12 protein-coding genes are annotated in these 11,865 nt (G+C 64.0%); 9 read left to right on the top strand and 3 right to left on the bottom strand.

Annotated elements, in window-relative coordinates:
- Nucleotides 1-55: 55 nt before the first annotated feature.
- Genes pstC through phoB form a run of 5 tightly spaced genes read left to right on the top strand, consistent with a single transcriptional unit; the run spans nt 56 to nt 4,131 of the window.
- Nucleotides 56-1,042 (top strand): phosphate ABC transporter permease subunit PstC, encoded by a 987-nt coding sequence (gene pstC, locus P9273_RS26600; protein ID WP_278051437.1) that lies wholly within the window; start codon nt 56-58, stop codon nt 1,040-1,042.
- 3 nt (nt 1,043-1,045) lie between these two features.
- Nucleotides 1,046-1,897 carry a phosphate ABC transporter permease PstA gene (pstA, locus tag P9273_RS26595; RefSeq protein ID WP_278051436.1) on the top strand — a complete coding sequence of 284 codons (852 nt, stop codon included), beginning with the start codon at nt 1,046-1,048 and terminating at the stop codon, nt 1,895-1,897.
- Nucleotides 1,894-2,697, top strand: coding sequence for a phosphate ABC transporter ATP-binding protein PstB (gene pstB, locus P9273_RS26590; protein ID WP_201412077.1), 804 nt, complete (start codon nt 1,894-1,896; stop codon nt 2,695-2,697). Before pstA ends, pstB begins: the two co-directional genes overlap by 4 nt.
- A 20-nt stretch (nt 2,698-2,717) precedes the next feature.
- The gene (phoU, locus tag P9273_RS26585) at nt 2,718-3,425 is read left to right on the top strand and encodes a phosphate signaling complex protein PhoU (RefSeq protein ID WP_278051435.1); all 708 of its coding nucleotides are present in this window, start codon (nt 2,718-2,720) and stop codon (nt 3,423-3,425) included.
- 16 nt (nt 3,426-3,441) lie between these two features.
- Nucleotides 3,442-4,131 (top strand): phosphate regulon transcriptional regulator PhoB, encoded by a 690-nt coding sequence (phoB, locus tag P9273_RS26580; protein WP_010911896.1) that lies wholly within the window; start codon nt 3,442-3,444, stop codon nt 4,129-4,131.
- Between the two features lie 168 nt (nt 4,132-4,299).
- Here the strand turns inward: phoB and P9273_RS26575 are convergent, their stop codons facing one another.
- On the bottom strand, nt 4,300-5,544 hold the full coding sequence (locus P9273_RS26575; RefSeq protein WP_278051434.1) for an ROK family protein: 1,245 nt from the start codon (nt 5,542-5,544) through the stop codon (nt 4,300-4,302).
- 368 nt (nt 5,545-5,912) lie between these two features.
- Between P9273_RS26575 and xylF the strand changes: the two genes are divergently transcribed.
- From xylF to P9273_RS26555, 4 genes are all read left to right on the top strand, one after another.
- Complete coding sequence (xylF, locus tag P9273_RS26570; protein ID WP_278051433.1) at nt 5,913-6,953, top strand: D-xylose ABC transporter substrate-binding protein; 1,041 nt, start codon at nt 5,913-5,915, stop codon at nt 6,951-6,953.
- A 219-nt stretch (nt 6,954-7,172) separates the two neighbouring features.
- Nucleotides 7,173-8,525: a sugar ABC transporter permease gene (locus P9273_RS26565; protein ID WP_278051432.1), complete on the top strand. Its 1,353-nt coding sequence runs from the start codon at nt 7,173-7,175 to the stop codon at nt 8,523-8,525.
- 18 nt (nt 8,526-8,543) lie between these two features.
- Nucleotides 8,544-9,344 carry an ATP-binding cassette domain-containing protein gene (locus tag P9273_RS26560; RefSeq protein ID WP_278051431.1) on the top strand — a complete coding sequence of 267 codons (801 nt, stop codon included), beginning with the start codon at nt 8,544-8,546 and terminating at the stop codon, nt 9,342-9,344.
- Nucleotides 9,345-9,475: 131 nt separating this feature from the next.
- The gene (locus P9273_RS26555) at nt 9,476-11,098 is read left to right on the top strand and encodes a CHASE domain-containing protein (RefSeq protein ID WP_278051430.1); all 1,623 of its coding nucleotides are present in this window, start codon (nt 9,476-9,478) and stop codon (nt 11,096-11,098) included.
- A gap of 93 nt (nt 11,099-11,191) precedes the next feature.
- On the opposite strand, the gene P9273_RS26550 is transcribed toward P9273_RS26555, so the two are convergent.
- Nucleotides 11,192-11,437, bottom strand: coding sequence for a YMGG-like glycine zipper-containing protein (locus tag P9273_RS26550; RefSeq protein WP_027166589.1), 246 nt, complete (start codon nt 11,435-11,437; stop codon nt 11,192-11,194).
- Nucleotides 11,438-11,520: 83 nt separating this feature from the next.
- A complete protein-coding gene (locus tag P9273_RS26545) occupies nt 11,521-11,847 on the bottom strand; it encodes a hypothetical protein (RefSeq protein ID WP_040998749.1) in 327 nt (108 codons plus the stop codon).
- Between the last annotated feature and the right edge of the window lie 18 nt (nt 11,848-11,865).

Below are 11,865 nucleotides of genomic sequence, written 5' to 3'. Positions count from 1 at the left end.
GAATAAGGAGGGCGCTTTTGGCGCCCTCCTGTCTCTTTCGAATGCGAGGGGCTCAATGACGGCCGTTTCCGAAGCTGCGACATCATCCGCCATGCGGACCAGGGAAGCGACAGTGCGCCGCTTCGCCGTCACCGACATGGTCTTCCGGGCAGCCACGCGCGCTTCCGCCATCCTCGTGCTGGTTCTCCTCGGCGGCGTCGCGATCTCGCTGGTCGCCGGATCCTGGGAGGCGCTGTCGAAGTTCGGCTTCTCCTTCCTGACCACCGAATCCTGGAATCCGGTCACCGAGAATTTCGGCGCGCTCGCGCCCATCTACGGCACCATCGTCACCTCGGCCATCGCCATCCTCATCGCCGTGCCGATCGGCATCGGCATCGCCGTCTTCCTGACCGAGCTTTGCCCGCGCCCGCTCAGGCGTCCGATCGGCATCGCGGTCGAGCTGCTCGCCGGCATTCCCTCGATCATCTACGGCATCTGGGGCCTGTTCGTCTTCGCGCCGTTCCTGCAGACGACGATTCAGCCCTTCATCATCAGCATTTTCCACGGCATACCGGGGCTTTCCAGCCTGTTTGCCGGCCCGCCCTACGGCATCGGCCTGCTGACCTCGTCGCTGATCCTGGCCATCATGGTGCTGCCTTTCATCACCTCGATCACGAAGGACGTGTTCGACACGGTTCCCGCCGTGCTCAAGGAGTCGGCCTACGGCATCGGCTGCACGACCTGGGAGGTGACGCGGCGCGTCGTCATCCCCTATACCCGCGTCGGCATCATGGGCGGCGTCATGCTCGGCCTCGGCCGCGCGCTCGGCGAGACGATGGCCGTCACCTTCGTCATCGGCAACGCGCATCGCATCAGCGCCTCGCTGTTCGCGCCGGGCACGACCATCTCGGCGACCATCGCCAACGAATTCACCGAGGCTGACGGCGCGCTCTATACGTCCTCGCTGGTGGCGCTCGGCCTGATCCTGTTCATTATCACCTTCATCATCCTCGCGCTCGCACGCTACATGCTGTTGCGCATCGATAGCCGCACGGGAGCCTGACCGATGTCGACTGCCCAATCGCTTCACCAAAGCCGCAAACGCAAGAATGCCGTGATGATGGCGCTGTGCATCATCGCGGCGGGCATTGGCCTCGCCTGGCTGGCGCTGATCCTCGGGGCCCTGCTCTATAAGGGCCTTTCCGGGGTGAACCTGGCGGTGTTCACGGAAATGACGCCGCCGCCCGGCGATGCAGGCGGCCTGCTCAACGCCATCTATGGCAGCATCATCATGACGATCATCGGTATCGTCGTCGGCACGCCGATCGGCGTGCTGGCCGGCACCTACATGGCCGAGTATGGACGCTTCTCGCGGCTCACGACGGTGGTGCGCTTCATCAACGATATCCTGTTGTCGGCGCCGTCGATCATCGTCGGCCTGTTCGTCTATGAGCTGATGGTGCGGCCGATGGGGCACTTCTCGGCGATCGCCGGCGCCGTCGCGCTGTCGATCCTGGTGATCCCCGTCGTGGTGCGCACCACCGAGGACATGTTGAACCTCGTGCCCAACGCGCTGCGCGAGGCCGGCACCGCCATCGGCGCGCCGCGCTGGGTGGTGATCCGCTCGGTTGCCTACCGCGCGGCGCTGTCCGGCATCGTCACCGGCATCCTTTTGGCGATCGCCCGCATCTCGGGCGAGACGGCGCCGTTGCTTTTCACCGCGCTCAACAACCAGTTCTGGTCGAGCAATCTCAATGCCCCGATGGCCAGCCTGCCGGTGACCATCTTCCAGTTCGCTCTCAGCCCTTACGAGGAATGGCAGCAGCTGGCCTGGACGGGCGCACTCATAATCACCCTGACGGTTCTCGGGCTGAGCATCTTCGCCCGCAGCCTGACCGGACGCAGAGAGGACAGATGAAACCGATGTTGTCCACCGACCTGAACGCACCCGACACCACCGTCGAGAAGGCCAAGATCGAGGTCAAGAACCTCAACTTCTACTATGGCCAGTCGAAGGCGCTGAAGGACATCAACCTGTCCCTGCCCGAGCGCAGCGTGACGGCCTTCATCGGCCCTTCCGGCTGCGGGAAGTCGACGCTGCTGCGCGTCTTGAACCGCATCTACGAGCTCTATCCGAAGCAGAGCGCCGAGGGCCAGGTGCTGCTCGACGGCAAGAACATCCTCGACCGTTCGCAGGACCTCAACCTGTTGCGCACGAAAATCGGCATGGTGTTCCAGAAGCCGACGCCGTTCCCGATGTCGATCTATGAGAACATCGCCTTCGGCGTCAGGCTCTATGAGAAGATCAGCAAGGCCGAGATGGACAACCGGGTCGAGTCGGCGCTGAAGCGCGCCGCGCTCTGGAGCGAAGTCAAGGACAAGCTCAATGCCAGCGGCCAGAGCCTCTCCGGCGGCCAGCAGCAGCGGCTCTGCATCGCCCGCACCGTGGCGGTGAAGCCCGAGGTCATCCTGCTCGACGAGCCGGCCTCGGCGCTGGATCCGCTGTCGACGGCCAAGATCGAGGAACTGATCGACGAATTGCAGGCCGACTACACGATCGTCATCGTCACCCACAACATGCAGCAGGCGGCGCGCGTGTCACGGCAGACGGCGTTCATGTATCTGGGCGAGCTGGTGGAGTTCGACCGGACCGAGAAGATCTTCACCTCGCCCCGCGAGAAGCGCACGCAGGACTATATCACCGGCCGCTTCGGCTGAGCTCATACGAGGACATCATCATGGCCGAACATACCGTCGCCGCCTTCGACGAGGATCTGAGGCAGATCAGCCGGCTCATCAACGACATGGGCGACCTTGCCGGCTCAATGGTCGGCGCCTCGACCAAAGCGCTGCTCGAAAGCGACAATGCGCTGGCGCAGCGCGTCGTCTCCGACGACGCCATCATGGACGCAAGGCAGCGCGAGCTCGACGACCGTGCCATCACGTTGATCGCCAAGCGCCAGCCGATGGCGGACGATCTTCGCAACGTGGTCGGCTCGATCCGCATGGCGGGCGACCTCGAGCGCATCGGCGATCTCGCCAAGAACATCGCCAAGCGCGTCGGCTCGGTCGGCGTCAGCGCCGCGCCGCGGGACCTCACCCACTCGATCGATTCCATGGCGCAGATGGTGCTGATCCAGGTTCAGGGCGTGATCCAGGAATATACGGTGGGCGACGCTACGGCGCTGGCCAAGCTTCGCAACGACGACGAACGCATCGACGTCAAATACACGTCCGTCTTCCGCGAGCTGTTGACCTACATGATGGAGGATCCGCGCAACATCACCGCTTGCACGCATCTTCTGTTCTGCGCCAAGAATCTGGAGCGCATCGGCGATCATGTGACCAACATCGCCGAGAACGCCTACTATGTGCTGACCGGCACGCAATTGCCCGCCAATCGTCCGAAGCAGGACGAGACCGCAATGTCGGCGCCGGCGGCCTGACGAAAAGGTTACCCCGATGATCGCGCCACGCATCATGGTGGTGGAGGACGAGGAGCCGCTGGGGGTGCTGCTCCGCTACAACCTCGAATCCGAGGGTTACCAAGTCGAAGTGGTGACCCGCGGCGACGAGGCCGAAATCCGCCTCCAGGAAAACGTTCCCGACCTGCTCGTGCTCGACTGGATGGTGCCGGCGGTTTCCGGCATCGAGCTCTGCCGTCGCCTCAGGATGCGGCCCGAAACCGAGCGGCTGCCGATCATCATGCTGACGGCGCGGGGCGAGGAAAGCGACCGCGTGCGCGGCCTTTCGACCGGCGCCGACGACTATCTGGTCAAGCCGTTCTCGACGCCGGAGTTCATGGCGCGCGTCAAGGCGCTGCTGCGCCGCGCCAAGCCGGAGGTGCTGTCCAGCGTGCTCAAGGTCGGCGACATCGTGCTCGACCGCGAATCGCACCGCGTCTACCGCAAGAAGAGCGAGATCAGGCTCGGCCCGACCGAGTTCCGGCTGCTCGAATTCATGATGCGGCATCCCGGCCGCGTGTTCTCGCGCAGCCAGCTGCTCGACAATGTCTGGGGCGAGACGATCTATATCGACGAGCGCACCGTGGACGTCCATGTCGGGCGCCTGCGCAAGGCGGTCAACAACGGCCGCATGCCGGACGTCATACGTACCATTCGGGGGGCGGGCTACGCGATCCGCGAGGACTAGGGATATGCTGATATTCAGGTGATGCCGGCCTGCGAATGGCGGCTTCCTGCGCTTCCGGTACTCACGTACCCAAAAGTACGCTCCGTTCCGGTTCTCGGAATCCACCATTCTCGACTCGGCCTGACCTGAATCTCAGGATATCCCAGCGCTCGCATTTTTCGGTCCTACTTAGGCCACGTTCTTCCCGACGGTGCCGGCTCTTGCCTGGCCTCCCGGCGCGAAAATCTCCTGGTCGACGAAGGTCAGCGCGCGCATGGCGCAGCCTTCGCGGATCAGCGGCAGCTCGTTCGGCTCGGTGTCGAAGGAGATCGATTCGGAATGCTGGCCGCCGGCGGTCTGTGCGATCGCCTTCCTCAGCGCGGGCTCGATCAGGTCGAAGGCGGCCGCGCTGACGCCCACCATGGCGACGGGCGCCGGGTCGATCAGGGCGAACAGGCTGCCGAGGCCGAAGCCCAGCGCCTCGCCGGCCCGGCGATAGGCCTCGCGCTCGGGGCCGTCCTGTTGCCGGGCCTTTGCGGCAAGCGCGCGCATGTCGGCGTCGCCGACATCCGTCGGCGCGGCATCCTCGCTTATGCCCATGGCGCTGCGCCAGATGGCGTAATTGCCGGCATAGGCCTCGACGCAACCGCGCCGGCCGCAGCGGCAAAGCGCGCCGCCGGGCCGATGGATCATGTGCCCGAACTCGCCGCCCGAGGAATGTGTGCCGGTGAACAGCGCGCCCTTCAGCACCAGACCCATGCCGATACCGTGCGAGAGCAGGATGGCGATGAAGTCGTCGCGATAGCGTTCAGGATCGCGCCATTGCAGGGCGACCGCCATCATGTTGCAGTCGTTCTCCGTTGTGGCGGGGATGCCGAATTCCTTCTCAAGGATGTCGGCAAAGGGGATGTCGGTCAGCGGCGTGATCGGCGACCACAGCATGGCGCGTGAATGGGTATCGGTGATGCCCTGAATGCCCATGGCGATGCGGGCGACGCTGCCGACGTCAAGGTCGGGATCATGCAGCCGGCGCCGGACGATCGCCAGGCATTCGCCGATCAGCTCGTCGCGGGGCATGACGAGCGTGTCCAGGCGCAGCTGCTCCTCGGCAACCACCTGGCCGGCATAGTCGATCACAGCGACTGACAGGAAGTTCAGCGACAGCACTACTGTCAGCACTGCAGCGGCTTCGGGATTCAGCGCCAAGCCGATCTGCGGCCGGCCGCGTTTCAACGCCGTCGGCTCGCTGGCCTTGCTTTCGCTGAGAATGCCCTCCTGGATCAGGTCGGCGGAGATCGCCGAAATGGTTGAGTGGCTAAGCCCGGTGGTGGCGGCAATCTCCGTGCGCGACGGCTGGCCGGCGCGGCGCACCGCCGAAATCACCATGGCGCGGTTGCGCCGGCGCAAATCGTCGTGGCGGATTCCCACCGACATTGTCTCGCACGTCCTCCCGAGTCACCGCGGCCTTGTGATGATGCCATGGCCTGTCGCTGACACGCTACACGGTTCACCATTTACCGAAAACGGCGAACCGTCTGTCTTTTTGTTCCGACGCAATTCCGGGCGGAAAACCACTGCGTACTTTTCCTGGGATTGCTTGTCGATTGTGGCAGAACCCCGGGTCCATGTCATTATTTATTGCGGACGCCGAAAAAAATACCTGAACCCATCAAAACCCATCAAGATCGCGGTTGACAGCGTCGTTTTACTGGACCACTATTTTTTTGAGGCTCGAAAAAAAGCCTCTGTGCCGGCCTTCGGGCCAGTCTGGGTCGCGCCATACGGAGCGCAGGGAGGATATCATGAAGAAATTCGCAGCCGCCATCCTGGCGGGCGTTGCCATGTCGCTGACGCTGGCGTCGGTCGCCGAGGCGAAGGACAAGGTGATCGGCGTGTCGTGGTCGAATTTCCAGGAAGAGCGCTGGAAGACCGACGAAGCGGCTATGAAGGCCGCCATCGAGGCCGCCGGCGACAAGTATATTTCGGCCGACGCGCAGTCCAATCCGGGCAAGCAACTGACCGATGTCGAAAGCCTGATCTCGCAGGGCGCCAATGCGCTGATCATCCTGGCGCAGGATGCCTCGGCGATCGGCCCGGCGGTGCAGAAGGCGCTCGACGAAGGCATCCCGGTCGTCGGCTACGACCGCCTGATCGAGAACAAGGACGTGTTCTACCTGACCTTCGACAACAAGGAAGTCGGCCGCATGCAGGCCCGCGAGGTGTTCAAGGTGAAACCCGAAGGCAACTACGTCTTCATCAAGGGCTCGGGCGCCGATCCGAACGCCGACTTCCTGTTCTCGGGTTCCATGGAAGTTCTGAAGGACGCGATAGACAGCGGCAAGATTAAGAATGTCGGCGAGGCCTATACCGACGGCTGGCTGCCGGCCAACGCGCAGAAGAACATGGAGCAGTTCCTGACCGCCAACGACAACAAGGTCGACGCGGTCGTGGCGGCCAATGACGGCACCGCCGGCGGTGTCGTCGCTGCGCTGACGGCTCAAGGGTTGGCCGGCACCGTTCCGGTCTCCGGCCAGGACGGCGACCACGCGGCGCTCAACCGCATCGCGCTCGGCACGCAGACAGTGTCGGTGTGGAAGGACGCGCGCGAGCTCGGCAAGAACGCCGCCGAGATCGCCTCGCAGCTCGCCGATGGCAAGAAAATGGGCGACATCGCGGGCGCCAAGGACTTCACGACGCCTGGCGGCAACACCGTCAAGTCGCTGTTCCTGACGCCGGTCGCGATCACCAAGGACAATCTCAACGTCGTCATCGACGCCGGCTGGATCAAGAAGGACGAAGTCTGCGCGGGCGTGGCCGCCGGCAGCGTCAACGTCTGCAACTGAGTTTGCCGACTTTCGACCGACATACCTGCGCCGCAGGCTGGAGCGGTTCAATGAACCGCTCCAGCTCTTTGCTGCCGCAATCCCGGACGGAACCCGCTTACGCGCCTTTCCCGGAATTGCTTTAAAGCCGCGGCCTTTTCTAAAAAGATTTGTGTTTCCGCCTCTGGCGGATAGCTTCTAGACTTGCCAGGCATCCGCGCCAGCCGGCGGGAGGAAATCATGACCGACACGACGTCCATGCAACCGGCGGACACCGCGCGCGCCTCGGAACTCGGCGCCGTCGCCAGGTTCCTGAAGGCGACCGAGCTCGACACCCGCATGCTCGGCATGATCGGCGCGCTGCTCCTGATCTGGATCGGGCTGCATGTGATCTCCAGCCTGCGGCTTGGCGTCAATCCGCTCGACTTCGACAGCCGCACCTTTCTCACGCCGCGAAATCTCTGGAACCTGTCGGTGCAGACGTCGGCCGTGGCGATCATGGCCTCCGGCATGGTTCTGGTCATCGTTATGCGCAACATCGACCTGTCCGTCGGATCGGCCGAAGGCGTGATCGGCATGGTGATGGGCTTTGCCCAGGCGCATTTCCTGGTTCGCTTCGTCGGGCTCGAGCTCGGCAACCCGTGGATCTGGGTGCTGGCATTGCTGATCGGCCTGGCGCTCGGCCTCATCATCGGCGCCTTCCAGGGCTTCATCATTGCCTATCTCGAAGTGCCGGCCTTCATCGTCACGCTAGGCGGACTGCTGGTATGGCGAGGCGCTGCCTGGTGGGTCACCAGCGGCCAGACCGTTGCGCCGCTCGACGCTACCTTCCAGCTGATGGGCGGCGGCCCGGCGGGCTCGATCGGCGCCAAATGGAGCTGGGTCGTCGGCATCGTCGCCTGCCTGGCTGTCATCTTCATGCATTTCAACGGCCGCGTGCAGCGCAAGCGCTTCCGCTTCCCCCTGCGCCCGGTCTGGGCCGAGACGCTGCTTGCCACGGTCACCTGCGCGATCATCCTGGGCGCGGTGTGGCTCGCCAACTCCTATCCGTGGCCGGTCGGCATCGTGAACCGCTACGCCGCCGCCAACAACATCACCGTCCCCGAAGGCGGGCTGTTCATCGCGCATGGCATCGCCATTCCGGTGCTGATGGCGGTCGCAGTCGGCCTGATCATGACCTTCGTCACCAAGCGCACGCGCTTCGGCCGCTATGTCTTCGCCATCGGCGGCAATCCGGAAGCGGCCAACCTCGCCGGCATCAACACGCGCTGGATCACCATGAAGGTGTTCATGATCATGGGCGTTCTGGCGACGATCGCGGCGGCGATCTCGTCGGCCAGGCAGAATTCGGCCACCAATGCGCTTGGAACGCTGGACGAGTTGCTGGTCATCGCCGCGGCCGTTATCGGCGGCACTTCGCTCGCCGGCGGTTCGGGCACCGTGCTCGGCGCCATGCTCGGCGCGCTTCTGATGCAGTCGCTGCAGTCCGGCATGGTGCTGCTCGGCGTGGACTCGCCGCTGCAGAGCATCGTCGTGGGCGCCGTGCTGGTCGTCGCGGTGTGGCTCGACACCCTCTATCGCAAGCGCGTCTGAGCAGGGAGGAAGATGATCATGGCTGACAAGACCGCTCCCGCCGGCGTTCCGCTAGTCGACATGCGCAACATTTCGATCGCCTTCGGCGGCATCCGCGCCGTCGACGATGCCTCCGTCAATCTTTTCCCCGGCGAAGTGATGGCGCTGCTCGGTCACAATGGCGCCGGCAAGTCGACACTGATCAAGATCCTGTCCGGCGCCTATAAGCGCGACGGCGGACAGATCTTCATCAATGGCGAAGAGGCTTCGATCTCCAACCCGCGCGACGCCAAGAAATACGGCATCGAGACGATCTACCAGACGCTGGCGCTGGCCGATAATGTCGATGCCGCCGCCAACCTCTTTCTCGGCCGCGAGCTGATGACCGGCTGGGGCACGCTGGACGACGCGGCCATGGAAGCCGAGGCGCGCAAGGTGATGGGCCGGCTCAATCCGCGCTTCCAGCGTTTCAAGGAGCCGGTCATCAAGCTGTCGGGCGGACAGCGGCAGTCGGTGGCGATAGCGCGCGCGATTCTGTTCAACGCCCGCATCCTGATCATGGACGAGCCGACGGCGGCGCTCGGCCCGCAGGAGACGGCGCAAGTCGGCGAGCTGGTCAAGCAGCTCAAGGCCGACGGCATCGGCATCTTCCTGATCAGCCACGACATCCACGACGTGTTCGAGCTCGCCGACCGGGTCTGCGTGATGAAGAACGGCCAGGTGGTCGGCACCGCCCGCACGACCGATGTCACCCAGGACGAGGTGCTCGGCATGATCATCCTCGGCAAATGCCCGCCCGGCGCGATTCCTGGTCCCGGAGCGCTGAAAATAGCGGCATAAGCCGCATGGATAGCCGGCTAATTGACGGTCGCGTGATGGACCAGCCGGGGTGATGATTTGACCGCGCCATTGTGTTGGCGCGGAGACTTGCCCATAAAGATCGTCGACCGTCCACGGGCCGCATCCTTGATTTGAAGAAGCTTTTTCCCATCGTCGCCTTTGTCGCCGTCGCGCTGATCAGCCTGACGATGGCGGGGTTCGCTTATTTCGCGACGCAGGAGGCGGCTCGGATCAAGTTCGAGGGTATCGCTGATGACGCGCTCAACCGAATCGAGAGCCGCATCGACCTCAATCTGTCGCTGCTGCGCTCGACGCAGGCGCTGTTCGATGCCCGCAACGGCGATATCACGCGCGGCGAATTCAAGGCTTTCTTCAGCGCGCTCGACATCGACGACGATTTCGCGGGGCTTCGCGGCATCGGCTTCCTGAGGCTCGCAAAGGCAGGCGATGAGGCGGCGGTCGAACGCGATATCCTGCACGACCTCGGGTCGGCGCACCCGATCTACCCCGCGACGACCCAGCAATGGCGCACGCCGATCGTGCTGTTCGAGCCGCTCGATACGTCCAACCAGTCGATCATCGGCTTCGACATGTTCACTGAGCCGGTACGGCGCGCGGCGATCGAAAAGGCCATGGCCGACGACCAGCAGCATGCGAGCGGCATCGTCCAACTCGGTCAGGGCGCCGGTGTGGCGCAGACCTTCACCGGTTTCCTGGTTTTCGTGCGGCTGAACGTCGAAACCGCGCCCGAGGTGATCAATGCAAGCCGCTCCTCCACAGCCGGTTTTCTCTACGCTGCCTTCCGCGCGCAGGATCTGTTCCAGGTCGCGCTCAGCCATTCGCCGCTGCTGCCGGTCAATGTCGAGGTCTATGACGGCAAGCCCGAGGACGGCAATCTTCTGTTCCGTTCGGAAGCGCCGCCGGCAGAACGCATCGGAGCGAAGCTTCTGGCGCGTCGCGATATCGTTGTCGCGGGCCGGCCCTGGACCGTGCTGTTCAGGCCGACAAGCGCCTTCGACCCGCCGTCCTCGCGCGCCATTCCGGTAATGCTCGGGCTGTTCGGCCTTCTGCTCGCCGGTGCCATCGCGCTGGTGGCGCGCTACCAGGAACGCGCCTATGAGGCGAAATCGGCGCTGCACGAGGCGACCCAAAAGAGCCTGCTGGAAAAGGACCTGATCCTGCAGGAGATGAAGCACCGCATCAAGAATTCGATCACCCGCGTGCTGGCGATCGCGCGGCAGACCGCCTCGCAAGCCTCCGACGTCAACGAGTTCTCTGCTTCGTTCTCGGCGCGCCTCCAGGCCATGGCGGCATCGCAGGACATGCTGACGCGCTCGCGCTGGCAGAAGGCCGATCTTGGCGACCTGCTGCGCACCGAACTCGGGCAGGTGTTCGGCAAGGATCTTCCCGACGGGGTGCTGTCGGGGCCGGAGGCGCTGCTCGACGAGACGACGACGCAAGCGCTCGGGCTGACCTTCCACGAACTCGCTACCAACGCGCTGAAATATGGCGAAGCCGGCAGTTCGGTAGGCGCCCTCAAGGTCGACTGGAGCATCGAAGGGCACGGTTGCGAGCGGACGCTGGTCTTGAACTGGCGCGAAACGGGTCAGAAGAACCTGGAAGCGCCGGCCAAGACCGGCTTCGGCACCAAGCTGATAGACCTCAATGTCACGCGCGAATTGCGCGGCACGATCGCGCGCGACTATCGCGACGATGGACTGAAGGTGGAAATCAGGATTCCGCTGGCCGGGTGAGCGGGCCAAAAGTCCTCGGCTGGCGAATCAGCCATTTGAATTCAAAGAGAACCGGAGGCCGGCAGCCGGCCTCCGGTCCTTTCAGGCGCTGAATTAGTTGCAGCGAGCCGTGTAGATCCGGCCGCGATGATCGCGATACTGGCAATAGCCGTTGCGCAGGTTGCGAACCAGGAGGCCCGACCCGGCGCCGACGGCCGCGCCGATCAGCGCACCCTTGCCGCCGCCGACCAGGCCGCCCACACCGGCGCCGATCAGGCCGCCGCCGACGACGTCCTGCTCGGTCGTGGTGCAGCCGCTGACGGCGACCACGGCAACCATGGCAATGATCATCTTCCGCATAAATTGCTCCTCACTTTTGTCCTCACTTTCGGCAGTGCCAGCAGCCGTCTAGCATGAAAAAACATGCTTTGCTCTGCCCGATTTCACTGTTGCCTAACGTAGTCTTTTTCGGAACGCTCACCGTTCGAGGCGACGAGCATGCCGGAAACCTCCAGGGATGCGACGAGCGTGCCGTCGGGCCGCACGTTCCAGGCGATCTGGTCGTAGTCGTCCTCCAGCGCCGGATCGACAGTGAGGCATTCGCCGACAATATGAGGGGCCTTGCCCAGCAGGTCGCCGAGGGCGAATGGCCTTTCGGCGATGCAGGCCTGCGCGGTCTCGAAGACGCTGACGGGCACTTCGAGTTCTCGGCAATCGGTCATCGTGCTCGAACAGCCGACGACGAAAAGCAGTGCGGCGATGTGTTCCATGGCTCCAAACCTCTCGCC

Source organism: Mesorhizobium sp. WSM4935 (assembly GCF_029625735.1).
Classification (GTDB): domain Bacteria; phylum Pseudomonadota; class Alphaproteobacteria; order Rhizobiales; family Rhizobiaceae; genus Mesorhizobium.
Note: the sequence above shows the minus strand (reverse complement) of the source record. Positions and strands in the feature narration are given on the sequence as shown.